The sequence below is a fragment of the Shinella oryzae genome (assembly GCF_023038235.1).
Classification (GTDB): domain Bacteria; phylum Pseudomonadota; class Alphaproteobacteria; order Rhizobiales; family Rhizobiaceae; genus Shinella; species Shinella sumterensis.
Genome location: NZ_CP081987.1, coordinates 1,942,311 through 1,965,570, shown reverse-complemented (window position 1 = coordinate 1,965,570; position 23,260 = coordinate 1,942,311). Strand labels below are relative to the sequence as shown.

20 protein-coding genes are annotated in these 23,260 nt (G+C 65.9%); 8 read left to right on the top strand and 12 right to left on the bottom strand.

The window, feature by feature from the left end:
- Positions 1–169: 169 nt before the first annotated feature.
- Positions 170–1,330 carry an ABC transporter substrate-binding protein gene (locus K6301_RS09650; RefSeq protein ID WP_247216462.1) on the bottom strand — a complete coding sequence of 387 codons (1,161 nt, stop codon included), beginning with the start codon at positions 1,328–1,330 and terminating at the stop codon, positions 170–172.
- Positions 1,331–2,291: 961 nt separating this feature from the next.
- Positions 2,292–3,200 (bottom strand): LysR family transcriptional regulator, encoded by a 909-nt coding sequence (locus tag K6301_RS09645; protein ID WP_134651242.1) that lies wholly within the window; start codon positions 3,198–3,200, stop codon positions 2,292–2,294.
- A 134-nt stretch (positions 3,201–3,334) separates the two neighbouring features.
- Here K6301_RS09645 and K6301_RS09640 point away from each other — a divergent pair, with 134 nt between their 5' ends.
- The 4 genes from K6301_RS09640 to K6301_RS09625 are packed head-to-tail and all read left to right on the top strand — an operon-like array spanning position 3,335 to position 5,652.
- Positions 3,335–3,970, top strand: coding sequence for a LysE family translocator (locus K6301_RS09640; RefSeq protein WP_247216461.1), 636 nt, complete (start codon positions 3,335–3,337; stop codon positions 3,968–3,970).
- Between the two features lie 13 nt (positions 3,971–3,983).
- On the top strand, positions 3,984–4,895 hold the full coding sequence (locus K6301_RS09635) for an alpha/beta hydrolase (RefSeq protein ID WP_247216460.1): 912 nt from the start codon (positions 3,984–3,986) through the stop codon (positions 4,893–4,895).
- Complete coding sequence (locus K6301_RS09630; protein WP_247216459.1) at positions 4,892–5,311, top strand: ACT domain-containing protein; 420 nt, start codon at positions 4,892–4,894, stop codon at positions 5,309–5,311. Before K6301_RS09635 ends, K6301_RS09630 begins: the two co-directional genes overlap by 4 nt.
- A complete protein-coding gene (locus tag K6301_RS09625) occupies positions 5,308–5,652 on the top strand; it encodes a PAAR domain-containing protein (RefSeq protein ID WP_247216458.1) in 345 nt (114 codons plus the stop codon). The genes K6301_RS09630 and K6301_RS09625 overlap by 4 nt, the downstream gene beginning before the upstream one ends.
- 62 nt (positions 5,653–5,714) lie before the next feature.
- On the opposite strand, the gene K6301_RS09620 is transcribed toward K6301_RS09625, so the two are convergent.
- From K6301_RS09620 to K6301_RS09605, 4 genes are read right to left on the bottom strand one after another with little or no spacing between them, the layout of a single operon-like run.
- A complete protein-coding gene (locus tag K6301_RS09620) occupies positions 5,715–7,346 on the bottom strand; it encodes an ABC transporter ATP-binding protein (RefSeq protein ID WP_247216457.1) in 1,632 nt (543 codons plus the stop codon).
- Complete coding sequence (locus K6301_RS09615; protein ID WP_134651230.1) at positions 7,339–8,166, bottom strand: ABC transporter permease; 828 nt, start codon at positions 8,164–8,166, stop codon at positions 7,339–7,341. The genes K6301_RS09620 and K6301_RS09615 overlap by 8 nt, the downstream gene beginning before the upstream one ends.
- Positions 8,163–9,272 carry an ABC transporter permease gene (locus tag K6301_RS09610; protein WP_134651229.1) on the bottom strand — a complete coding sequence of 370 codons (1,110 nt, stop codon included), beginning with the start codon at positions 9,270–9,272 and terminating at the stop codon, positions 8,163–8,165. Before K6301_RS09610 ends, K6301_RS09615 begins: the two co-directional genes overlap by 4 nt.
- Positions 9,272–10,861, bottom strand: a complete 1,590-nt coding sequence (locus K6301_RS09605; protein WP_247216455.1) for an ABC transporter substrate-binding protein — start codon at positions 10,859–10,861, stop codon at positions 9,272–9,274. The genes K6301_RS09610 and K6301_RS09605 overlap by 1 nt, the downstream gene beginning before the upstream one ends.
- Before the next feature lie 50 nt (positions 10,862–10,911).
- Between K6301_RS09605 and K6301_RS09600 the strand changes: the two genes are divergently transcribed.
- The gene (locus K6301_RS09600; protein ID WP_160869578.1) at positions 10,912–11,052 is read left to right on the top strand and encodes a hypothetical protein; all 141 of its coding nucleotides are present in this window, start codon (positions 10,912–10,914) and stop codon (positions 11,050–11,052) included.
- Positions 11,053–11,144: 92 nt separating this feature from the next.
- Here K6301_RS09600 and K6301_RS09595 read toward each other — a convergent pair whose 3' ends face one another.
- From K6301_RS09595 to bcoG, 5 genes are all read right to left on the bottom strand, one after another.
- Positions 11,145–11,927, bottom strand: coding sequence for a carnitinyl-CoA dehydratase (locus tag K6301_RS09595; RefSeq protein ID WP_247216453.1), 783 nt, complete (start codon positions 11,925–11,927; stop codon positions 11,145–11,147).
- Positions 11,924–13,984 carry an acetate--CoA ligase family protein gene (locus tag K6301_RS09590; protein ID WP_247216451.1) on the bottom strand — a complete coding sequence of 687 codons (2,061 nt, stop codon included), beginning with the start codon at positions 13,982–13,984 and terminating at the stop codon, positions 11,924–11,926. Before K6301_RS09590 ends, K6301_RS09595 begins: the two co-directional genes overlap by 4 nt.
- A gap of 6 nt (positions 13,985–13,990) precedes the next feature.
- A complete protein-coding gene (locus tag K6301_RS09585) occupies positions 13,991–15,151 on the bottom strand; it encodes an acyl-CoA dehydrogenase family protein (protein WP_247216449.1) in 1,161 nt (386 codons plus the stop codon).
- Positions 15,152–15,325: 174 nt separating this feature from the next.
- Complete coding sequence (locus K6301_RS09580) at positions 15,326–16,819, bottom strand: carnitine 3-dehydrogenase (RefSeq protein WP_247216447.1); 1,494 nt, start codon at positions 16,817–16,819, stop codon at positions 15,326–15,328.
- A 173-nt stretch (positions 16,820–16,992) separates the two neighbouring features.
- Entirely contained in the window at positions 16,993–17,907 is a 915-nt protein-coding gene (gene bcoG / locus K6301_RS09575) for a 3-dehydrocarnitine:acetyl-CoA trimethylamine transferase BcoG (RefSeq protein ID WP_134651215.1), read from the bottom strand.
- 114 nt (positions 17,908–18,021) lie between these two features.
- On the opposite strand from bcoG, the gene K6301_RS09570 reads away from it, so the two are divergent.
- A complete protein-coding gene (locus K6301_RS09570) occupies positions 18,022–18,996 on the top strand; it encodes a GlxA family transcriptional regulator (protein ID WP_247216445.1) in 975 nt (324 codons plus the stop codon).
- Here K6301_RS09570 and K6301_RS09565 read toward each other — a convergent pair.
- Positions 18,993–20,162, bottom strand: coding sequence for a LysR family transcriptional regulator (locus K6301_RS09565; RefSeq protein ID WP_247216442.1), 1,170 nt, complete (start codon positions 20,160–20,162; stop codon positions 18,993–18,995). The genes K6301_RS09570 and K6301_RS09565 overlap by 4 nt on opposite strands.
- A 168-nt stretch (positions 20,163–20,330) precedes the next feature.
- On the opposite strand from K6301_RS09565, the gene K6301_RS09560 reads away from it, so the two are divergent.
- A complete protein-coding gene (locus K6301_RS09560) occupies positions 20,331–21,869 on the top strand; it encodes an aromatic amino acid lyase (protein WP_247216440.1) in 1,539 nt (512 codons plus the stop codon).
- A gap of 12 nt (positions 21,870–21,881) precedes the next feature.
- Positions 21,882–23,258, top strand: coding sequence for a dihydroorotase (locus K6301_RS09555; RefSeq protein WP_247216438.1), 1,377 nt, complete (start codon positions 21,882–21,884; stop codon positions 23,256–23,258).
- The last annotated feature ends 2 nt before the right edge of the window (positions 23,259–23,260 follow it).

Below are 23,260 nucleotides of genomic sequence, written 5' to 3'. Positions count from 1 at the left end.
GAGAAGGTCGCGGCAGCGGGATGAGGGGGTGGCGCAGACGACCGCGTCGTGCAAGCCCCTCATCCGACCCTTCGGGCCACCTTCTCCCCGCGGGGGAGAAGGAAAGAGCAGCATCGCCGTACCTCTTCAATCGCCCGCTTTTCGCGGGGGAGATCGAGAGAGGACGTCCTCACCGCCCGCCGATCACGCCGATATAGTCGGAGACCCAGCGGTGATACGGCACGCATTCGCCCTGGCTTTCGCACTTCGTCACCGGCGTGCGCCAGAAGTGGATCTTGTCGAAGTTGTCGAAGCCGTTGGTCGCGCAGCCTTCGTCGGTGAGCAGGGCATTGCCCTTGCAGGCCGCGGGCACCGAGGGCACCGCGCCGAACCAGGCGGCGGCGTCGCCCTGCACCTTTGATGACAGCGAGTGTTCCATCCACATATAGGCGCAGTTCGGGTGCTGGCTTTCGGCATGCAGCATGGTCGTGTCCGACCAGCCCGTGACGCCCTCTTCCGGGAAGGTCGAGGCGATCGGCTGGTTTTCGGCCTTCATCAGGTTGACCTGGAACGGCCAGGAACCGGAGGCGACGACGCCTTCGTTCTTGAAGTCGTCGATCTGGATCATCGCGTCGTGCCAGTAGCGGCCGACCAGCGTGCGCTGCACGCGCAGGAGGTCGAGCGCCGCCTTGTACTGGTCCTCGTTGAGCTCGTAGGGATCCTTGATGCCGAGTTCCGGCTTGTGCGCCATCAGGTACTGTGCGGCGTCGGCGATGTGGATCGGGCCGTCATAGGCCTGCACGCGGCCCTTGTTGGACTTGCCGTCCGGCAGCGTCATTTCCTCGAACACGACCTTCCAGCTCTTCGGCGCCTCGCCCTTGAAGGCCTCCGTGTTGTACATCAGCACGTTCGGGCCCCAGAGATAGGGGGTGCCGTAATGCACGCCGTTCACCGTATGCCACGGCGCATTCTGCAGCCGCTCGTCGATGGTCTTCCAGCTCGGGATGAGATCGGTGTTGATCGGCTGCACGCGCTTGCCGGCGACGAGCCGGAGCGAGGCGTCGCCGGAGGCCGTGACAAGGTCGAAGCCGCCTTCGTTCATCAGCGCGACCATCTCGTCCGATGTCGCGGCAGTCTTCACCGTCACCTTGCAGCTCGTCTTCTTTTCGAAATCGGTGACCCAGTCATAGGCCTTGTCCGTCTCGCCGCGCTCGATATAGCCGGCCCAGGCGACGATCGATACCTCGCCTTCGCCCGCTCCAAGCGCCTTCAGCGGCTCCTGGGCGACGGCGGATGTGACGAAGGCGAGCGAAAGGGTAAGCGCGGTGCAGGAATGCAGAAGTCGCGTCATGACAGTCTCCCGGTTTGGTCCGCATTCAGCGGTATTGTTCCCGGCGGAAAAGGTGCCGCGCTTTCGCCGCTTTCGCAAATTCATTAATCAGAATGTCGGTATCGGAAATTCCGAAATCGCGGACAGGTAGACCGCGGTCGCAGTCGAGGCCATCGCACAGAAGGTGCGTGTGGGGCACGGATCCTCGGATCAAGCCCGAGGATGACGGAGGGAGGCGTGGGTTTCCAGTCGGTGCAGCGGTGCGGCATGTGGGGCCGTCAGTTTGGCTCCGGCACATCTCTTCTGGCGTCATCCTCGGGCTTGACCCGAGGACCCACAGCCGCATGCGTCGCTGGCTTCACCGCCCCTCATCCGGGGACGTAAACGCATCGCATCCCCTGATTTCCCAGCGAAATCCCGCGCCAATTTCCCCGCCTTCTCCGACCGCGCCTACAATCCTCCCATCCCGCCCTCGGATACACCGCAAGGCGTTGCGGCGAGGCGGGGTCGGCGCGGGGCGTGAGGGGATGACGCGAAACCTCATGTCACGGGCCTGCGGAAAATGGTCTCCCTCCGGCGACACGGGGGAAGCGGCGGGATGTCGGACCGATCCTGTCGTTTCATGCCCCGAACGGCGCGTCGGGCGTGCCTGTGCGGCACACAAGGGGATCGGGATTGGCGGATGCGTCGGCATCGTCCGCCGGCATGGAGAAAGGCCGGGAGGTGGAGACACCTTCCACGGAGCGCCAAGGCGTGCGCGACGGATGTCAAACGGCACTGGCCATTCCGGAAACCGACGAAGGACACCGCCGTGTCGATCTTTGCAGAGAGACCGGAGTCGCGGGCAAAAACCGCCGAACGGGGCGCCGGAAGGTGTCACCTAATTTATTTTCAGTCGAGGCAGCTTCCGGCGCCCCGTCCGATATCTTTCGACACCCGGTGCGCCCGCACGCGGGTCCGTCGCCGCATGCCGTCAAGCCCGCTACCGTCCGCGCCCGCTTCTGAGCGCCTCGGCCAGCCCGACGAAGTCGCGCGCGGCCTGCGGCATGCCGGAGCCCTTGCGCCAGACCATGCCGATCTGCACCACGGGCAGGGCGCCGGAGACGTCGCGGCTTTCGATGCGGTCGCCTTCCAGCGACCAGGGCCGGTAGACGAGGTCGGGGAGAAGGGCGATGCCGGCGCCGGTCGCCACGAGGCTGCGCACCGCCTCCACCGAGCGCGTGCGGAAAGCGACATGCGGGCGCGCGCCAAGCGCCGACAGCAGCTTGCCGGTGTTCTCCTCGATTTCATCGACCGTCAGCATGATCAGCGGTTCCCTGGAAATATCGCTGACGGAGATGATGTCGGCCGAAACGAGCGGATGGCCGATCGGCAGCCACAGGCGATAGGGCGAGGTCTCGATGATCTCGGCCTGCAAGGCCATGCGGTCGCGCAGGTTGGAGATGACCATCACCGCCACGTCCAGCTCGCCGCCCACCAGCAGGTGTTCGAGATAGGAGCCGTTGTCCTCGATCGCGCTCACCTCGATGCCGGGAAAGGCGCGGCGGTAGCGCGACAGGAGGTCGGAGAGCACGTAGCCGGCGACGAGCGAGGTCACGCCGAGATTGAGCTTGCCGCGCTCCGGCGTGCGGTTGTCGGAGAAGGAGCGGCGCGCATCCGACACGTCGGCGAGGATCTTCGTGGCGTGGCGCAGGAACTGGTGGCCGTTATGCGTCGTGGTCAGCCCGCGCGGATGGCGGTCGAAAAGCTCCACGCCGAGATCCGATTCGAGCTCCTTGATCGCCTCGGTGATCGAGGATTGCGAGATCGACAGGTTCTGCGCCGCGCGCGTCACCGAGCCCTGTTCCGCGACGGCGACGAAATACTGCAATTGCCGGAAGGTGAAAGCCATGGCCGCGAGTTAATACGGCCGGCATCGGCGGCGCAAGGCGCCTCGTCATTGTACACATCGTCGTCGCGCTCGGCGCATTCCCCTGCACCCTTTCCTGCGATAAGCTTTGAAAAGAGACTGCGACAGGAGAGACCATGCCGCCCTTCGAGACATTGCTAGCCTTCTTCCTGACCACGGCGGTCTTCGCCTATGTGCCGGGCCCGGCCATGCTCTATGCGACGGCGCAGACCATCGCGCGCGGCCGCTGGTCGGGGCTGATGGCGACGCTCGGCATCCACCTTGGCGGCTATGCGCATGTCATCGCCGCAGCCGCCGGCCTTTCCGCGCTCTTCCATGCGGTGCCGTCGCTCTATCTGGCGGTGAAGCTTCTCGGCGCACTCTATCTCATCTGGCTCGGCATCCGCATGTTCCGCGCGCGGTTGGAGCCGCAGCCGCAGGTTTCGGCTGAGGACATCCGCAGGCGCGGCTGGCGCGCCTTTGCCGAAAGCGTCTCCGTCGAGGTGCTGAACCCCAAGACCGCGCTATTCTTCCTGGCGTTCCTGCCGCAGTTCGTCGATCCCGCGGCCGCTTTCCCCGTGTGGATGCAGCTTTTCATCCTCGGCGCCGTGGTCAACCTGATGTTCACCTCCGCCGATGTGGTCTGCGTCCTGCTGGCGGGCGCGCTCGCCACGCGGCTGAAGGGCTCGGCACGGGTGCAGAAGGGGCTGCAACGCGCCGGCGGAACCATCCTCGTCGGGCTCGGGCTGAACCTTGCCCTGCAGAAAAGCTGAGCGGGGGGCCGACATGAGCGAACGCCCCATGCCGAGCGAGGAAGGCATCCTCGCCTTTCACAAGCGCTGCGAGGATTTCTATCCGCCTGATGCGGTGGATGCGGATATCGTCCAGCAGCGCGCCTGGTACGATGCGCTCTGCGCCGCCTTCGATGCGCCGGCGCCCGCGGGCATGGTCAAGCAGGATGGCATGGTGGCCGGCCGCGTTCCCGTGCGCCGCTACCGGCCGGCGGCGGTCACCACCGACACGCGGCTCTTCTACATCCATGGCGGCGGCTTCGTCGTCGGCTCGCTCGACAGCCATGATGCGATCTGCGCGGAGATAGCGGAGGCGGCCGGGGCGGAACTTCTCGCCATCGACTACCGTCTTTCGCCCGAGCATGTCTGGCCCGCCGCCTTCGAGGATTGCTGGGCGGTGCTTGTCGATCTGCTTTTGAAGCCGGGGAGCGTGGTCGTCATCGGCGACAGCGCGGGCGGCAATCTGGCGGCCGGCATCGTCATGAAGGCGCGCGACGAGGGGCTGAAGGGCATTATCGGGCAGGCGCTGGTCTATCCCGGCCTCGGCGGCGATCTCGTGTCCGGCTCCTATGTCGAGATGGCCGAGGCGCCGGGGCTGACGACGGCCGATGTCGCCTATTACCGCGATATCTACAAGGCGCCGGACGACGCGCCGCACGCTTTCCCCTTGCAGGCGCACGACCTTTCCGGCCTGCCGGCCACCTTCATCACCGGCGCTTATTTCGATCCGCTGCGCGACGATGCGCGGGCCTATGCGGCGCGCCTTGCGCTGGCGGGCGTGCCCGTGGAATTCCGCGAGGAAAAGCAGATGATCCATGCTTGGCTGCGCGCCCGCTTCATGAGCGAGGGCGCGAAGGCCGGTTTTGCGGCGCTGTGCGATGCCGTGCGGCGGATGGCCCGGCCGTGAGCGGCGTCACCGATCTTGCCGCGCTGATCGAAACGATGGAGCCGGTTCTGGTGGAGGGCCGTTTCGTCTATGCCAGCGTGCCGGCGGGTGAACTTGCCTGTTATCTCGGACGTGCGCCGCTTGGCATGTTCCGCGAGGAGGAGGGCGTGACGCTGATCCTGCCGGCGGAGGCGGCCGGCGATCTCGCCGTCAGCCCGCCCATGCGCATGATCACGCTGACCGTGCATTCCTCGCTTGAGGCCGTCGGCCTCACCGCCGCTTTCGCCACGGCGCTCACGGCCGAGGGCATCAGCGCGAATGTGGTTGCGGGCTACCATCACGACCATATATTCGTGCCCGAGCGGCAGGCCGAACAGGCGCTTGCCGCCCTGCGGGCGCTGTCCCGCCGGGCGCGTGAAAAGGGAGAAGCAGGATGATTCTATTGCGGTTTGCCGGTCTCGGCGTGGTTCTCGGGCTTTCGGCGCTCGCCCAGCCATCCTTAGCCAAGGACGCGGCGCCCATCCCGTCCTGCGCCATGTCCGGCTCCAAGAGCGTGTTCATCGGCGGCGCGCCGGCGCTGCGGCTGTCGGACGTGGTGAACTGCCCGCCGGAGCTTTACGAAATCGTGCCCAGCATCATGATCGAGGGCCAGCCCATGGTGAAATTCCGCTCCGGCGCCGGCGAAAAGGGCAACTGCACCGCAAGCGGCGAAGAGACCGTGATGGCCGAAGGCGGACAGACCAGTCGCCTCGGCGATGTCTCCTGCTCGCAGAATTGAGGGGCATCAGGCCTCGGCGGTCCTGAAACGGAAACGGGCGGCCCGAAGGCCGCCCGGTTGGATCAGTTGCCGGCACTTTCCATGCGCCGTGTCGACAGCACCTTTTCCAGCCAGCCGATCTCCATTTCCGGGACGGATTTGAGGAGAAGGTCCGTATAGTCGTCGAAGGGCGGTGCCAGCACCTTCGATTTCGGACCGAAGCGCACGAGCTTGCCCCGATGCATGACGGCCACGCTGTCGGCGATCGCGCGAACGATGGCGATGTCGTGGGTGATGAACATGTAGGAGACATGCGTTTCGTCCTGAAGCTTCAAAAGCAGCTTCAGGATGCCCTCGGCCACCAGCGGGTCGAGGGCCGAGGTCGGCTCGTCGCACAGGATGAGCTCCGGCTGTGCGGCAAGTGCCCGGGCGATGGCGACGCGCTGCTTCTGGCCGCCGGACAGTTCGGCCGGGTAGCGGTCGGCGAAGCGGCCGCCCATTTCGATCTGCTCCAGCAGTTCCTTCACCCGCTCGGTCTTCTTGGCGCCGCGCAGGCCGTAATAGAAGGTGAGGGGGCGGCCGATGATGTCGCGCACCGTCTGGCGCGGGTTCATCGCGGTATCGGCCATCTGGTAGATCATCTGGATGCGGCGCAGCTGGTCGTTCGTCCGCCCTTTCAGCGCCTTGGGCAGCACGGTGCCGTCGAAGCTGATCGTGCCGTCCTGCGGGGGCAGGAGGCCGGTGATGACGCGGGCGAGCGTGGACTTGCCCGAGCCGGATTCACCCACCACCGCCAGCGTCTGGCCCTTCGGCAGGTGCAGCGAGACATTCTGCAGCACCTTGAAGCCGTTGGAATAGCCGGCGGTGATGTTTTCCACCTTCAGCAGCGTGTTCGTCTGGTCGGGCGCCTCGTCGCGGGCGGTGCCGCGCACATTGACGAGCGCACGGGTATACTCTTCCTTCGGCGCCTCGATGATGTCCTTCACCGAGCCGTATTCCACCATCTTGCCATGCCGGAGCACGAGGATGTCGTCCGTGATCTGGGCGACGACGGCGAGGTCGTGGGTGATGTAGAGGGCGGCGGTGTTGGTCTCCTCGATGGCGTGCTTGATGGCCGCCAGCACATCGATCTGCGTCGTGACGTCCAGCGCCGTGGTCGGCTCGTCGAAGACGATGAGTTCCGGGTTCGGGCATAGCGCCATGGCGGTCATGGCACGCTGCAGCTGGCCCCCGGAGACCTGGTGCGGATAGCGCTGGCCGAAGGTTTCCGGGTTCGGCAGGCCGAGCACCTTGAACAGGTAGAGCGCCCGCTTTTCCGCTTCCGCACGGCTCATGATGCCGTGTTTCAGCGAGGCCTCGATGACCTGCTCGCCGAGCCGGTGGGCGGGGTTGAAGGCGGCGGCCGCCGACTGCGCGACGTAGCAGACCTTGGCGCCGCGCACCTTGCGGATGCCCGACGGCGAGAGCTTGAGGAGGTCTTCGCCGTTGAGCTTGACCTCGCCGCCGGTGATGCGCACCCCGCCGCGGCCGTAGGCGAGCGCGGTGAGCCCGATCGTCGACTTGCCCGCGCCGGATTCGCCGATGAGGCCGAGGACCTTGCCCTTCTGCACGTCGAAGTTGACGCCTTCGACAAGGGTGACGGTCCGTGGCGCTTCACCGGGCGGGTAGCTGGTCGCCTCGATCTTGAGGTTTCGGACGGACAGAAGATCAGGCATCGCCGCGCCCTCCCTTGAGGCTGGAGGTTCGTTTCATCAGCCAGTCGACGACGAGATTGACGCAGATGGCCAATGCCGCAATCGCCCCGCCCGGAATGAGGGCGGCGGAAATGCCGAAGATGATGCCGTCCTTGTTGTCCTTGACCATGCCGCCCCAGTCCGCCGCCGGCGGCTGGATGCCGAGGCCGAGGAAGGAGAGGGTGGACAGGAACAGGATCGAGAAGGCGAAGCGCAGGCCGAATTCCGCAAGCAGCGGCGACAGCGTGTTGGGCAGGATTTCCTTGAAGATGATCCAGCCCGTGCCTTCACCGCGCAGCCGTGCAGCCTCGACGAATTCCATGACGGCGACGTCGAGCGCCACGGCGCGGCCGATGCGGTAGACGCGAGTGGAATCCAGGATCGCCATGACGAGGATGAGGATCCAGAGCTGCTGCGGCAGGACGGCCAGCACGACGAGGGCGAAGATCAGCGTGGGGATCGCCATCATCAGGTCGTTGAAGCGCGAGAAGATCTGGTCGATGAACCCGCCCGTCACCGCCGCGATGAATGACAGCAGCATGCCGAGCGAGAAGGAAAGTACGGTCGCCGCCAGCGCCACGAAGATCGTGGTGCGGGCGCCGAAGATCAGGCGCGAGAAGAGGTCGCGTCCGAGGTTGTCGGTACCGAGCAGATACTGGCCGCCCATCGGCTCCCAGACGGAACCGACGATCTGGCTTTCGCTGTAGGGCGCGATGAGGGGGGCGAAGATGGCACAGAACAGGGCAAGCGCAATGCCCAGGATGCCGATCCACGCGCTGACGGGAATGGAGCTTAGTCTCATCGCGGATGCCTCAATCTGGGGTTCGCGATGATCGCAAGGATATCGGCGAACATGTTGAGGAAGATGTAGAAGGCGGCGAAGATCAGGCCGCAGGCCTGGACCACGGGCATGTCGCGCACCGTCACGGCGTCGACCATGTACTGGCCCATGCCGGGATAGACGAACACCACCTCCACCACGACGACGCCGACCACGAGATAGGCGAGGTTGAGCGCGATGACGTTGATGACCGGGGCGACGGCGTTGGGCGCCGCATGCTTGGCGATGATGCGCAGGCTGGACAGGCCCTTGAGCTCCGCCGTCTCGACATAGGCCGAGGACATCACGTTGAGGATCGCCGCGCGTGTCATGCGCATCATGTGGGCGAGGACCACGAGCACGAGCGTCGCCGTGGGCAGGGCGATGGCCGACAGCCGCTGGCCGAAGGTCATGGATTCATAGACCGTGGCAGGGAAGGTCGCGACCCCCATCTGCACGGCGAAGAACAGGATCAGCAGGTAGCCGACGAAGAACTCCGGCAGCGAGATCGCCGCCAGCGAGACGACGTTGATGATCTTGTCGGGCAGGCGGTTTCGGTATTGCACCGCCAGCATGCCGAGCCCCACGGCAAGCGGCACCGATATGATGGCCGCGAAGAAGGCGAGGAACAGGGAGTTGCCGAGGCGCTTGCCGATCTGCTCGCTCACGGAGTTACGCGAGGCCCAGGATGTGCCGAAATCGCCCTGCAGCGCGCCGCCGAGCCACTGGAAGTAGCGCGTGGTGGCGGACTGGTCGAGGCCGAGTTCCTTGCGGATGTTCTCCACCGCCTGCGGCGTTGCGGACTGGCCGAGATAGGTCGTGGCGAAATCGCCCGGCAAGGCTTCCACGCCCCCGAAGATCATCAGGGACACGGCGAAAAGCAAGGCCACGCTGAGCGCGAGGCGTTGCGTGATCAGTGCCGCCAGCGGGCTGCTCTTGGCGAATTTCGCCCAGATTGAAGGCCTGGCTTCGACAAAAGGGGTTCCAGAGGACGCAACCGACCCGGCAGCGCCGGCAGACTGCGGGCTATCGCCCGCAGCCGCCGTTGCCGTCAGTTCCGGACCGTGCGCCGGTCCGCCGCCGCTCATCAGGCTTCGAGCCACACGCGGGTGGCGACATAGCCGTTCGACATGTCGTTGCCGATGTCGTGCACGTAGCCCTTCACGCTCTTGCTGGAGGCGTTCACGAAGTCGTTGAACATCGGCAGGATCAGGCCGCCTTCGTCACGCACCATCATGGCCATGGTGCGGTACAGGTCCTTGCGCTTGGCTTCGTCGAGTTCCGAACGCGCCTCGAGCAGCAGCTTGTCGAAGTCTTCGCGCTGGAAGCGCGTGTCGTTCCAGTCGGCCGTCGAGAGATAGGCGGTGGAGTACATCTGGTCCTGGGTCGGGCGGCCGCCCCAGTAGGAGGTCGAGAAGGGCTGGACGTTCCAGACGTTCGACCAGTAGCCGTCGCCCGGCTCGCGCTTTACCTCGATATCGATGCCAGCCTTCTTGGCGCTCTCCTGGTAGAGGACGGCCGCATCGACGGCGCCGGGGAAGGCGACGTCGGAGGTACGCAGCAGGACGGAGCCGCTGTGACCCGACTTCTTGTAGTGGAAGGCGGCCTTGTCCGGATCGTAGGTGCGCTGCTCGATGCCTTCGGGGAAGAGGGCATAGGTCTCGTTGATCGGGAAGTCGTTGCCGACCTTACCGTAGCCGCCGAGCACCTTCTCCAGCATGGTCTCGCGATCCATCGCATACTTGAGAGCCATGCGCAGGTCGTTGTTGTCGAACGGCGCCGTGTTGCAATGCATGATGAACACGTAGTGGCCGCGGCCGGAGGTGGAGAGGATATCCACGGTCGGCGCGCGCTTCAGGAGGTCCACGGTCTTCGGGCTGACGCGGTTGATGTAGTGGACCTGGCCGGAGGACAGCGCGGCGATACGGGCGGTGGCGTCGTTCATCGCGATCATTTCGACCGTGTCGACGTAACCGCGGTCCTGGCGCCAGTCATCCTTGTTGCGCTCGAAGGTGGCGCGCACGCCTGCCTCGAAGCTCACGACCTTGTAGGGGCCGGTGCCGATCATGGCGTTCGGGTCGTCCAGGCCGCCATTCGGCTGGATGATCAGGTGGTAGTCGGTCAGAAGGAGCGGCAGGTCGGCATTGCCTTCCGACAGGACGAGCACGAGCTTGTCGCCGTCGGCCTTGATTTCCTTGATCGACTTCATGACGCCGAGCGCGCCCGACTCCGATTTCTCATCGGTGTGGCGCTGCAGGGTCTTGATGACGTCGTCGACCGTCAGTTCCTTGCCGTCGTGGAACTTCACGCCCTTGCGGATGGTAAAGGTCCAGGTGGCGGCGTCGGCGGACGGCTCCCAGGATTCGGCAAGGGCCGGGACGGGCTGGCCGGTCAGCGGCTCGGATTCGACGAGCATGTCGCCCCAGTTGCGACCGACGACGAACATGAACTGCGACAGCGCCTTGGCGGGATCCTTCGAGTCGGTGGCGGCAGCGCCTTCCAGGCCGAGCTTCAGGTTGCCGCCGCGCTTGGGCTCCTGCGCGCGGGCTGCGGTGTCGAACATCGTGCCGGCGGCGGCGAGCGTGATGCCGAAGGCTGCGGTGCGGCCGAGGAACTCGCGGCGGTTCATCTTGCCGAGCGAGACCTGGCTCGTGAGGTATTTGGTGTAATCAGTCATTCCCCTGTTCCCTTTGCTGTGCTCGTGCGGGCGAGCATTTGTCGTTGTGATTGGCAGAATTTCTGTTTTTGGCTTTTAAATCAACCGTGCAGGCCGGTTTTTATCCCGGTGCCGGCGCATTCACCGGTTTTGCGAAAACCTGTCGTCGTTACCGCGAAGCGGATCCTCCTTCTGCGAATTTCGATGCCTGATGCATGGTGGGCATGAAAAATTTCTTAATTCTTTTCAAGTGTTTATGCTTTTGAAAGTGGCCGGCCCCGATCGAGGCCGGCCACCGGTTTTCTCATCGTCCCTTCCAGACGGGATCGCGTTTCTCGGCAAAGGCGCGCGCGCCCTCGAGCTGGTCCTCGCTGGAGTAGAGAATATCGACCGTCTTGAACTGCCGACGCGTGATCCTGTTCATCGTCGTCTGGAAGGTTTCGCCCTCGGCGGCGCGCACCACTTCCTTGATGGCGGCGTAGACGAGAGGCGGGCCGCTTTCGAGCAGGCGGGCAAGCTCCCAGGCCCGGTCCATCAGCTTGTCGGCGGGCAGCACCTCGTTGACGAAGCCCCACCGGTGCGCCTCCTGCACGTCGAGCCAGCGGCCCGTCAGGAGCATGTCCATCGCGATGTGGTAGGGGATGCGCTTGGGCAGCTTGATGGAGGCCGCATCGGCCACCGTTCCGGAGCGGATTTCCGGCAGCGCGAAGGTGGCATGCTCGGCGGCGAGGATCAAATCTGTGGAAAGCGCAATTTCCAGCCCGCCGCCGCAGCAGATACCGTTCACCGCGCAGATGATCGGCTTGTTGAGGTCGCGCAGTTCCTGCATGCCCCCGAATCCGCCGATGCCGTAATCGCCATCCACGGCATCGCCTGCGGCGGCGGCCTTCAAATCCCACCCCGGACAGAAGAATTTCTCCCCCGCACCGGTGATGATGGCGACGCGCAGGCTCTCGTCATCGCGGAAATTCGCGAAGATTTCGCCCATGATGCGGCTGGTCACAAGGTCGATGGCGTTCGCTTTGGGGCGATCGATGGTCACTTCCAGGATGCCGCCTTCGCGGCGTTGCAGGATCGGTCCGGTCATGGGTTCTCCCTCAGACGGATCAGTGCGTCGGCTGCGACGACACCGTCGCCAGCAGGCAGCACCATTATGGGATTAACGTCCAGTTCTTCGATTATTGAAGCGTTTGAAACGACATAGGATGCCGCTGATGCGACGGCGGCCACAAGGGCGTCGAAATCCCCCTCCGGTCCGCCGCGATAGCCGTTCAACAGCTTTGCAATCTTGAGGCGATCGATGGATTCCCGGATCGCCTTCTCGTCAGTCGGCAGGGTCAGAATGGCCGAATCCTCGATGAGTTCGACGAGGATGCCGCCGGCGCCGATGGTGAGGACCGGGCCTGCGACGGGATCGCGCATGGCGCCGATGATGAGTTCGGCGACGGGCTTGCCGACCATCTTTTCCACCAGGAAACCGGAGGCGACGCCGGCCATGGCCTCCGCCGCCTGCGCGACGGCCTCACGGCTTTGCAGGTTGAGCTTCACCGCGCCGGCTTCCGTCTTGTGCGCCACGCCGAGCCCCTTGAGCACGACAGGAAAGCCGAGCGTTTCGGCCGCGTCGGCGGCGGCTTGCGGCGTTGGGGCGGTCAGGCCCTTCGGCACGGTCAGGCCATGGGCGGCAAGCGCCTGTTTGGCCTCGTGTTCGGTGAGCGTGATGGCTTCACCTTCCCCGGCAATGCTTTTGAGCAGCGGCGCCGATTGCGGCCTGGACCAGGCTTCGCCGATACCGACGGCCGCATCGGCGGCGGCAAGCGCCTCCTCGATGCCGTAGAAGGGAACGACGCCGTTCTCCATCAGCATTTCGGCAGTCGCCTCCGGCATGTTCTCGCCCATGGAGGCGACAATGCCGGCATTGGCCCCCGTCGCCTTCGACGCATCGATGACGGCGTGGCAGGTGGTGGTCCAGTCCTCGGCATCGCAGCGATCGAGGCGGGGGAAATCGAGCACGACGAGGTTCAGGGCGTAGCCGCCCTGCATCATGGTGGTGAAGGCGGCCGTCTGCTTCTCGCGGTTGCCCCAGACGAAGGTGTGGTAATCGAGCGGGTTGGAGATCGTCACCATCTGGCCGAGCGTCTCGCGCAGCGGCTGGCGCTGGAAATCCCTGAGCGCGCGGTAGGTCACCTTGCGCTTCACCCCGGCATCCGCCATCAGCGACGCTTCGCCGCCCGAGCAGGACATGGAGGAGATGTCGTGGTTGGGAAGGGGGCCCGCGATATGCAGCAGCTTCAGCGTTTCCAGAAGCTCCGGCAGCGTCTCGACCCGGCCGATGCCGAGGCGGGCGAGTAGGGCGGAGGAAACGGCGTCGTTGCCGGCCAGCGATGCGGTGTGGGAGACGGTCGCAAGCTGCGCCTGTTCCGACTTGCCGACCTTGAGCGTCACGACGGGCTTCTTCAGCTCGCGGGAGCGAACGGCGAGGCGTTCCAGCGATTCCAGGCTGTCGAAGCCTTCGATATGCAGGCCGACGGCGGTGACGCGCGGGTCTTCCAGCACGGCGCAGGCGAGGTCGGCGAGGCCGGTCTGCGCCTGGTTGCCGGCCGTCAGGATATAGGCGAGCGGCAGGCCGCGCTGCTGCATCGAAATGTTGCAGGCGATGTTGGAGGACTGGGTGAGGACGGCCACGCCCTTTTCGATGCGCAGCATGCCGTGCTGGTCCGGCCAGAGCAGGGCGCCGTCCAGCATGTTGATGAAGCCGTAGCAGTTCGGCCCGAGGATCGGCATGTCGCCGGCGGCTTCCACCAGCGCCTTCTGCAGGTCGTCGCCGTCGGCAAGTTCGCTGACGGCCTCGCGGAAACCGGAGGCGTAGCAAACCGCGCCGCCGGCACCGCGCGCGGCGAGGTCACGGATGATGCCGATGGTGAGCTCGCGGTTGACGCCGACGAAGGATGCATCCGGCGCGCCGGGCAGCTCGGCGACGGAGCGGTAGCATTTGCGGCCGAGGATCTCGTCCTCGCGCGGGTGCACCGGCCAGATTTCGCCGGAGAAGCCCATCTTGTCGCACTGGAAGATGACCCGCCGCGCCTCCTTGCCGCCGAAGACGGCGATGGATCTGGGCCGGATCAGACGGTCGAGGGAACGGGTCATCTATGACTACGCTCCCAGGGGCCGCAGCAGGTCGCGGCTGATGATGTGGCGCTGGATTTCCGACGTGCCGTCCCAGATGCGTTCGACGCGGGCATCGCGCCAGAAGCGGGCGAGCGGCAGGTCGTCCATCAGGCCCATGCCGCCGAAGATCTGGATCGCCTCGTCGGTGACGCGGGCGAGCATTTCGGTGGCATAGACCTTGGCCGAGGCGATCTCGCGGTTCGACGGCAGGCCCTGGTCGAGCCGCCAGGCGGCGCTGAGCGTCAACAGGTCGGCGGCGTCGATTTCGGTGATCATGTCGGCAAGCTTGAAGGACACGCCCTGGTTTGCGCCGATCGGCTTGCCGAACTGCTTGCGCTCGGCGGCGTAGTTGAGCGCGTAGTCGAAGGCGCGGCGGGCGCGGCCGACGGAGGTCGCGGCAACCGTCAGGCGCGTCGCATAGAGCCAGTCGTTGGCGATGTCGAAGCCCTTGTGCACCTCGCCGAGGATCTGGGAGCAGGGCAGGCGGCATTCATCGAAATTCAGGATGCAGTTCTTGTAGCCGCGGTGCGAGACCGAGTTGTAGCCGTCGCGGATTTCGAAGCCCGGCGTGCCGCGGTCGACGAGGAAGCAGGTGATCAGCTTCTTCTTACCGCGCGGCGTGTCCTCTTCGCCCGTCGCGATGAAGACGATGACGAAATCGGCGATGTTGGCATGGCTGATGAAGTGCTTGGTGCCGTTGACGACCCAGTCGTCGCCGTCCTTGCGGGCGAAGCACTTCATGCCGCGCACATCCGAGCCGGCATCGGGCTCGGTCATGGCGAGCGCGTCGAACTTCTCGCCGCTGACGGCCGGCAGCAGGTACTTCTCACGCTGCTCGCCTTCGCAGGCCATCAGGATGCCGGACGGGCGGCCGAAGAAGACGGTGAGCGCCATGGAGCCGCGGCCAAGCTCGCGCTCGACCAGCGTGAAGGAGGTATGATCGAGACCCGCGCCGCCGACCTCTTCGGGGAAGTTGCAGCCGAAGAAGCCGATTTCCTTGCACTTGCGCGCGATCTCCTGGCCGAGCTCCGGCGGCACATGACCGGTACGCTCGACCTCGTTTTCATGCGGATAGATTTCCGTTTCCACAAACAGGCGGACCGTGTCCACGATCATCTGCTGTTCGTCGGTGAGTGCGAAGTTCATGGCTGTGTTCTCCCAGTATTCTCTTTACGGGAGGTGCGTTTGGTCCCCCCTCTGGCCTGCCGGCCATCTCCCCCACAAGGGGGGAGATTGAATCGTGGCACCGCTTTGCCTCCAGCCGATATCCCCCCTTGTGGGGGAGATGCCCGGCGGGGCAGAGGGGTAAGGGCTTGCGCCCTACGCGCGCTTCTGCCCGACGCTCCGGCCGGCACCTTCCGGCACCGGGAGCGTCGCGTGGGCGTCGGCGATCGGCTTGATCTTCGCCAGCACCTCGGCCGGCGCCTCGACGCTCTTGCCGGCCTTGGAGTCGACATGGACCATCATCTGCTCGGCGGTGGCGATGACGTCGCCGGTCGCCGCGTCGTGGATGCGGGTGAAGAAGTGCAGGCGCTTGGCATCGGATGACAGGAGTTGGAGCGTCGTATAGAGCGCCTGGCCGAGCTTGCCTTCGCCGAGATGGCGGATGTGGGTTTCCACCGTGTAGTAGCTGTGGCCGGCCTCGACATAATCGAAGTCCACGCCGATGAGGCGAAGCAGCGCATCCGAGGTGTCGCCGAACAGCTGGAGATAGCGATGCTCGGTCATGTGGCCGTTGTAGTCGACCCAGGCGGCGTTGACCTTGGTGTCGAGCAGGCGCAGCGGTTCGGCCGCGGAGACCTCGACCTTCGCCTTGCCGGCCTTGGCCCACAGATGCGCCTCGAATTCGGCGAGCAGCTTGCCGGAACCCCAGCCCTTGCCGTCATCGCCGGCCTTCAGCGCATGCATGATGCCGACGAGGTTCTGGTCGCGGATGCGTTCCAGTTCGCGGATGCCGCGCGCGCCGGACTGGGCGTCCGACTGGTCGGCGATCTTCTCGACCAGTTCGTCGTTGAGGTCGACGACATCGGTGAGCTTCGTCCACGGCCAGGAGAGGCAGGGGCCGAACTGGGCGAGGAAGTGGCGCATGCCGGCTTCGCCGCCGGCGATGCGGTAGGTCTCGAACATGCCCATCTGCGCCCAGCGCATGCCGAACGAATAGCGGATCACGTCGTCGAGCGTCTCGGTGTCGCAGATATCGTCCTTGATGAGCCAGAGGCCCTCGCGCCAGACGGCTTCCAGCAGGCGGTCGCCGACGAAGGCCTCGATCTCCTTGTTGATGATGACGCCCTTCATGCCGATGGGCGCGAGCTTGGCCTTGGCGTCTTCCAGCACCGCGCGCGACGTCTTCTGGCCGCCGACAAGTTCGGCGAGCGGCAGCAGGTAGACGGGGTTGTAGGGATGCGCCACGAACAGGCGCTCGGGGTGCTTCATGTCGCGCTGCAGGTCGGTCGGCATGAGGCCCGATGTCGAGGAGCCGATCAGCGCCTTGGGGTCGGCGGCGGCATCGATCTGGTTCAGCACGCCGCGCTTCAGCTCCAGGCGCTCGGGCACGCTTTCCTGAATCCAGTCAGCGCCTTCGACGGCTTCTTCAATGCTCCTGGCGAAGGTGACCTTTCCTTTCGGCGGCAGCGGCGCCATGGTGAGCATGCCATAGGCACGCTCGGCATTGGCCATGACTTCGCCGATGATGCGCTCGGCTTCCGGATGCGGATCGAAAATCTTCACGTCGATGCCGGCCAGCGCGAAACGCGCGACCCAGGCCCCGCCGATGACGCCGCCGCCGATGCAGGCGGCCTTGTGGATGGTGCTCATGCTGTCGTTCCCTCGTGTTTGTATGCGGGGTGGCTACCCCCTCAACCGCCTGCCGGCACCTTCTCCCCGCGGGGGAGAAGGGGATGTGGCAACGCCGTATCCTCCCCTCCCGTCTCCCCGTCGGGGAGAAGATGCCCGAAGGGCGGATGAGGGGGCAGGCGCTGCCGTTCCCGTCAACCGCGCGGCGCGCGCTTCGTCAGTTTCAGCTTCTCGCGCACTTCGGCCGGGCCGATGATGCGCGCACCCATGCTTTCGACGATGGTGACGGCCTTTTCGACGAGCTGCGCATTGGTGGCGAGCTGGCCCTTGGCGACGTAGAGGTTGTCTTCCAGGCCGACGCGGACATTGCCGCCGGCCAGCACGGCCGCGGCCGGATAGGCCATGGCGTTGCGGCCGATCGAGAAGGCCGAGAACGTCCAGTTGGACGGCACGTTGTTGACCATCGCCATGAAGGTGTTGAGATCGTCCGGCGCGCCCCACGGAATGCCCATGCAGAGCTGGATGAGGACCGGATCCTCGATGACGCCTTCCTCGACGAGCTGCTTGGCGAACCAGAGGTGGCCGGTGTCGAAGGCTTCGATTTCCGGCCGCACGCCGAGATCGGTCATCATCTTGCCCATGGCGCGCAGCATCGACGGCGTGTTGGTCATCACGTAATCGCCGAGCGAGAAGTTCATGGTGCCGCAATCGAGCGTGCAGATTTCCGGCAGGCATTCGGCGACGTGGGACACGCGCTCGGTGGCCCCCACCATGTCGGTGCCGGCGGGGTTGAGCGGCAGCGGTTGCTCGGTGCCGCCGAAGATCATGTCGCCGCCCATGCCGGCGGTGAGGTTGAGCACCACGTCGACCTCGGCATCGCGGATGCGCTCGGTGACTTCGCGATAGAGGTCGTTGCGGCGGCTGGGAGCGCCGGTTTCGGGGTCACGCACATGGCAGTGCACGACGGCGGCGCCCGCCTTGGCGGCATCGATCGCGGACTCGGCGATCTGCTTGGGTGAGCGCGGCACATGCGGCGACTTGCCGGCGGTATCGCCGGAGCCGGTGACGGCGCAGGTAATGAAGACGTCGCGGTTCATCGCAAGAGGCATTCTCGTTCTCCCAGTATTCTCGTTAGGGCCATTACGAGCCAAGAGCAGGCGCAATGCTTTCACTTTTCAGATCCATCCTTGACAATTTAAGAGGCGCATTTGCATGCTTGCGCCATGCTCGACCTCTCGTCCGATACGCTCGACATCGATCTTCTCATCCTGCCCGAGACGAACCTCATCCTCGTCGCCTCGGTCATCGAGCCGCTGCGCGCGGCCAACCGCATTTCCGGCCAGGCGCTTTACCGCTGGCGGATGTTCTCGCCGGATGGCCACCCCATCGAGACGCGCAGCCGCATTCCCGTTCCCGTCGACGGCGTGTTCCGGCCGGAAAAGGAGACGGCGCCGCTTTTCGTGCTGTCGAGCTATCAATGGCAGATGAGTGCGACGCCCCTGTTGCGGCGCCAGCTTTCACAGACCGCGCGCTACAGGACGATGATGGCGGGCATCGAATCGGGCAGCTGGCTTCTGGCGGAGGCAAGCCTGCTCGACGGCTCTTCCGTGACCGTTCACTGGGAGGACATGGAGGAATTCGCCTCGCGCTATCCGCAGATCGCCGTGATGCGGGAGCGCTATGTCATCGACGGCAAGCGCATCACCTCCGGCGGCTCGCTGCCGACGCTCGACCTGATGCTGGAGATCATCCGTCGACGGCAGGGCTATTCGCTGGCGCTGGAGGTGTCGCGGCTCTTCATCTACGAGCATGAGCGCACCGGCGGCCTCCTGCAGGTGCCGGCGCTCGGCAATATGCGGGTCGCCGACCAGCGCGTCAGCCAGGCGGTGCGGCTGATGGAGGAGACGGTGGATGCGCCGCTGACGCTGGCACGGCTGGCCAGGCGCGTCGGCATCAGCGCGCGGCACCTGCAGGACCTGTTTCAGGAATCGATGGGCGTGGCGCCGCACCAGCACTATCTGGCGCTGCGTCTCAACGCAGCCCGGCGCAAGGTCATCGAGACCAAGGCGGAGTTTGCCGATATCGCGGCGCTTACCGGGTTCAACTCGTCCTCCGCGTTCTCGCGCAGCTACCGCGCGCACTATCACGAAAGCCCGACGGAGACGCGGCGGCGGCTGCGGGCGGGCGTGAAGGTTTAAGGCGCGCGCCGCGACAGGATGGGGATCACCGTTTCCGCAGCCTGGCGGGACAGCGTGTCGCGCGGCCAGACCAGGCTCAGCGATTGCCGGTAGGCCGGGCCAAGCGGCAGCAGCACCGGCGGCGGGCGGATATTGGCCAGTGAGTTTTCGGGCAGGATCGACAGGTGGCCGTGTTTCAGCACGAGGTTGATGATGACGGGGATGGAATCCACCTCCACCAGCGTCAGGCGCGCCCGCTCGGCCGGCGTGAGCGTCGCCTCCAGAAAATGATCCGTCATCTGGCGCAGGCCGCTACGCGGGCTCGGCACGGCAATCGGATGGCGCCGCAGAAGGGCCGCGAGATCATGGCCGTCGTGTTCCCTCAGATCGCGAGGGGCGGCGAGGGCGAGCGGCGACTGGTCGATCAGGCAGCCGTCGAACTCCGCCGGATAGCGGTCGGTATCAAGTAGGATCAGGTCGAAACGGCGGTTCTTCAGGCCGGAAACGAGTTCGTCTGCCGTGGTCGAGGATAGGAAGAGCGGCTGGCGCGGGCGGGCGGCGCGCCACTCGACCGCCAGCCGCGCCAGCATGCCGGCGATCTCGCTTTCATGGCCGAAGGGAATGATGGCGCCGAGCCGCCAGGTGGCGACGCTGCGCCGGAAGCGTTCCGTCGATGCGGCGGCCAGCGTTTCCCAGGCAGCCGTGATGCGCTCGGCAAGCGCAAGCGCTTCAAGGCCCTCGGGCGTGCAGCCGATGCCCTTGGCCGAACGGTCGAGCAGCGTGCAGCCGATGGCCTTCTCCAGATGCGCGAGCTGGCGGGTGAGCTGCGGCTGGCCAAGGCCGTGGCTTCTGGCGGCGGCATTGATGCTGCCCGCCTTGGCCGCGGCGGCGAAGCGGGTGAGCGACGCCAGCGGAATGGCGTGCCCGCCCGGTGTTCCCTGCCCGAGGGACAGAAGCGTTGCGGCGGCGCGGGCGATCTCGGCAAAATGCGGCAGGCGGTTCTCCGCCTCCAGCGTCGGCACCAGCGCCTGCCCGTCGCGGCGTACCAGCGGCACCGAGAGCGCTGCCTCGACACGGCGTAGCGCGGCGCTCGCGCTGGAGGCCGGACGGCCGGCGCGGGCGGCTGCCCTGCGGATGCCACGCTGTTCCAGTATGTCATGCACGAGGCTGAGGGTGGCCAGATCCACGGGGCGCTTCCGTTTGCAGGATGATGTTCGGTTTGTAACATAGGCCGTGCGGATTTTGGGATATCTGTTTGCGCCCTGTTGCGCTTAACATCCCTCGCGTAGTTTTCTGCTTTCCAGGAGAGGCCGTGCGGCTTTTCCGACAGTGCTTTCGATACAGGCTTTGGGGACATGCTCGCTTCCGCCGATACGCTCTACCTCACCGGCCAGCCGCTCGATTTCGCCACGTTGGAGGCGATCGGCCGGGCGGCCCGGCCATCGGCGGCTTGCGAGATGGGCATGGGACGGGTCGCGAGCGCGCGGCATGTGGTGACCGACCGGCTCGCCACCGGCCTGCCGATCTACGGCGCCAACACCGGCGTCGGCTCGATGAAGGACAAGCTGTGGACGGCGGACGACCTCGTCGAGTTCAACAACAGCCTCGTCAAGGCGCATCATTTCGGCACGGGCGAGCCCTTCACGCTGCCGATCGTGCGCAAGGCGATGGCGATCCGGGTGAACACGGCGCTCGGCGGCTATTCCGGGTGCAGCCCGGAGCTGATCGACGCCTTCCTGGCGCTGCTCGAAAAGGATGTCGTGCCGGTGGTGCGCCGGCATGGGTCGATGGGCTGCGCCGATATCGGCCTGATGGGCCAGATCGCCGCCGTGCTGACGGGCGAGGGCGAGGCCTGGTATCGCGGCGAGCGCCTGCCGGCCGCCGAGGCGCTGAAACGGGCCGGATTGAAACCCCATCACATGCAGCCGCGCGATGCGCTGGCGGCGCTGAGCGTCAACGCCATCTCGCATGCCGCCGCCGCCGACGTCGTGCGCGAGGCGGCCAAGGCGATCCGCAATCTCATGGTGACAGGCGTTCTCTCGTCGCTGGCGCTCGGCGCATCCGCCGATCCGTGGCGGGTCGCCGCGCGCCTTTCGGCCCATGGCGAGGCGATGGCCGGCCGCTGGTTCGAGGCGCAGGCCGCCTCCGGCCACTGGCCGAAGCCATCTGCGATCCACGATCCGCTCAGCCTGCGCATGACCGCGCAGGTCTTCGGCGCCTGCCTCGATACGCTGATGAATGCCGCCGAGCGCATCGTGGAGGCCACCGCGCAGTCGGATGACAACCCCGTCGTCATCGACGGCGTGATCATGGCATCGGGCGGCTCGCTGCCGCTCTCGACCACGCTCTATGTCGAGGCCGCGCAGACGGGGTTCGCGCATCTTGCCCGCAACGTGCTGAACCGCTGCGTGCTGCTCGCCAACGGCGTGCGCCGCAACCTGCCGGTCAATCTCGTGGCGCCGGGCGAGGCGGCGACGGGCTTCGGGCCGCTGCTGAAACTCGCCGTCGAGCTCTACATGCGCATCCAGTCGCTGGCGGTGCCGATCTCCGCGCAATCCATCGTCGTGGCGGGCGGGCTGGAGGAGGAGGCTACCTTCCTGCCGCTGATCGTCGAGCGCATGGAAAGCCAGGTGCGCGACCTTCGCCAGCTTGCCGCGCTCGAAGCCATGCTGTCGGCGCAGGCGGTGGATCTCGCGGGCGACAATGTCGAGGGCGTGGCCGCCATCGCCTATCAGCGCACGCGCGCGATCAGCCCGTTCTATCGCAAGGACCGGCCGCTTTCCGCCGAGATCGAGGCGCTCGACCGCGATCTCGCCTGCCCGGATGCGCTGGCCGCCTTCCTGGACATGGCGCCCATGGCGGATTTCGACACCTTCTTTGCCCTCAAAGCCTGACGGAGACACGACATGGCCGATTTCGATCTCGTTGTGAAAGGCACCGTCGTCCTGGCGGACCATATCGTTGAAGGCGGCCACATCGCGGTTCGCGACGGCAAGGTGGTGCATGTAGGGCAGGGCGCCATGCCGGCGGCCAAAGAGCGGCACGACCTCTCGGGCGCGCTGATCCTGCCCGGCGCCATCGATGCGCAGGTCCATTCGCTGTCGCAGAAGAAGCAGGAGGATTTCATCTGGTCGACGCGTTCGGCGGCGGCGGGCGGCGTCACCACCATCGTCGATATGCCGTATGACGAGGGCAATCTCGTCTGCTCGGCCGAGGCGGTAAAGATCAAGGTCGATCATGCTTCGCCGCAGGCGCGCGTCGACTTCGCGCTTTATGGCACCGTCGATCCCGAGGAGGGGCCGGCGCGCATCGGCGAGATGGTCGAGGCGGGTGTCGCGGCCTTCAAGTTCTCGACCTTCGGCACGGATCCGAAGCGTTTTCCGCGCATTCCCGCCGCGCTGCTCGAAGACTGCTTCCGCGCCATCGCCCCGACGGGACTGACGGCCGGCGTACACAACGAGGACGACGAGGCGGTGCGCGCGGCCATCGCGAAGGTGAAGGCGGCCGGCATCACGGATTATCGTGCGCACGGCCTGTCGCGCCCGCCGCTGACGGAACTGCTCGCCTCCAACCAGATCTACGAGACGGGCGCTGAGACCGGGTGCCCGGCGCATGTCGTGCATTGCTCGCTCGGCCGCGGTTACGAGATCGCCAGCGCCTATCGTGCACAGGGTTTTCGCGCGACCATCGAATGCTGCATCCACTATCTGACGCTTGATGAAGAGAACGACGTGGCCCGGCTCGGCGGCAAGGCGAAGATCAATCCGCCGATCCGCCCGCGCGCCGAGGTGGAAAAGCTCTGGCGCCACGTGGCCGCCGGCAATGTCACCCTGGTGTCCACGGATCATGTCAGCTGGTCGGAGGACCGCAAGACCAACCCGGACATGCTGGCCAATGCCTCCGGCGTGCCGGGGCTGGAGGTCATGGTGCCGCTCTTCGTCAAGGGCGCGCTGGAGCGCGGCATACCGCTGACGCGCGCCGCCGAACTGATGGCGCTGAACCCGGCCCGGCACTTCCGCCTCGACCATGTGAAGGGCGCGCTGCAAGCCGGCAAGGACGCCGACATCACGGTGCTGACGCCCGAGCCTTACACCTATGACGCGGCGGCGAGCGGCAACAATGTCGCGGGGTGGTCGCCCTATAACGGCATCCGCCTGCCGTGGCGGGTCTCGGGCACCTATCTGCGCGGCAGGCTCGCCTTCGATGGCACGAAGGTGCTTGCCGAGCCCGGCACCGGCGCTTTCGTTCGGCCGCTGCCGACGCTCGTTTCCGGGGGAGGCTGAGA

Bases quoted from the DNA above. Each gene is read 5' to 3' on its own strand.
- K6301_RS09650 (WP_247216462.1), bottom strand. From the start codon at position 1,330: ATGACGCGACTTCTGCATTCCTGCACCGCGCTTACCCTTTCGCTCGCC.
- K6301_RS09645 (WP_134651242.1), bottom strand. From the start codon at position 3,200: ATGGCTTTCACCTTCCGGCAATTGCAGTATTTCGTCGCCGTCGCGGAA.
- K6301_RS09640 (WP_247216461.1), top strand. From the start codon at position 3,335: ATGCCGCCCTTCGAGACATTGCTAGCCTTCTTCCTGACCACGGCGGTC.
- K6301_RS09635 (WP_247216460.1), top strand. From the start codon at position 3,984: ATGAGCGAACGCCCCATGCCGAGCGAGGAAGGCATCCTCGCCTTTCAC.
- K6301_RS09625 (WP_247216458.1), top strand. From the start codon at position 5,308: ATGATTCTATTGCGGTTTGCCGGTCTCGGCGTGGTTCTCGGGCTTTCG.
- K6301_RS09620 (WP_247216457.1), bottom strand. From the start codon at position 7,346: ATGCCTGATCTTCTGTCCGTCCGAAACCTCAAGATCGAGGCGACCAGC.
- K6301_RS09615 (WP_134651230.1), bottom strand. From the start codon at position 8,166: ATGAGACTAAGCTCCATTCCCGTCAGCGCGTGGATCGGCATCCTGGGC.
- K6301_RS09610 (WP_134651229.1), bottom strand. From the start codon at position 9,272: ATGAGCGGCGGCGGACCGGCGCACGGTCCGGAACTGACGGCAACGGCG.
- K6301_RS09605 (WP_247216455.1), bottom strand. From the start codon at position 10,861: ATGACTGATTACACCAAATACCTCACGAGCCAGGTCTCGCTCGGCAAG.
- K6301_RS09595 (WP_247216453.1), bottom strand. From the start codon at position 11,927: ATGACCGGACCGATCCTGCAACGCCGCGAAGGCGGCATCCTGGAAGTG.
- K6301_RS09590 (WP_247216451.1), bottom strand. From the start codon at position 13,984: ATGACCCGTTCCCTCGACCGTCTGATCCGGCCCAGATCCATCGCCGTC.
- K6301_RS09585 (WP_247216449.1), bottom strand. From the start codon at position 15,151: ATGAACTTCGCACTCACCGACGAACAGCAGATGATCGTGGACACGGTC.
- K6301_RS09580 (WP_247216447.1), bottom strand. From the start codon at position 16,819: ATGAGCACCATCCACAAGGCCGCCTGCATCGGCGGCGGCGTCATCGGC.
- bcoG (WP_134651215.1), bottom strand. From the start codon at position 17,907: ATGCCTCTTGCGATGAACCGCGACGTCTTCATTACCTGCGCCGTCACC.
- K6301_RS09570 (WP_247216445.1), top strand. From the start codon at position 18,022: ATGCTCGACCTCTCGTCCGATACGCTCGACATCGATCTTCTCATCCTG.
- K6301_RS09560 (WP_247216440.1), top strand. From the start codon at position 20,331: ATGCTCGCTTCCGCCGATACGCTCTACCTCACCGGCCAGCCGCTCGAT.
- K6301_RS09555 (WP_247216438.1), top strand. From the start codon at position 21,882: ATGGCCGATTTCGATCTCGTTGTGAAAGGCACCGTCGTCCTGGCGGAC.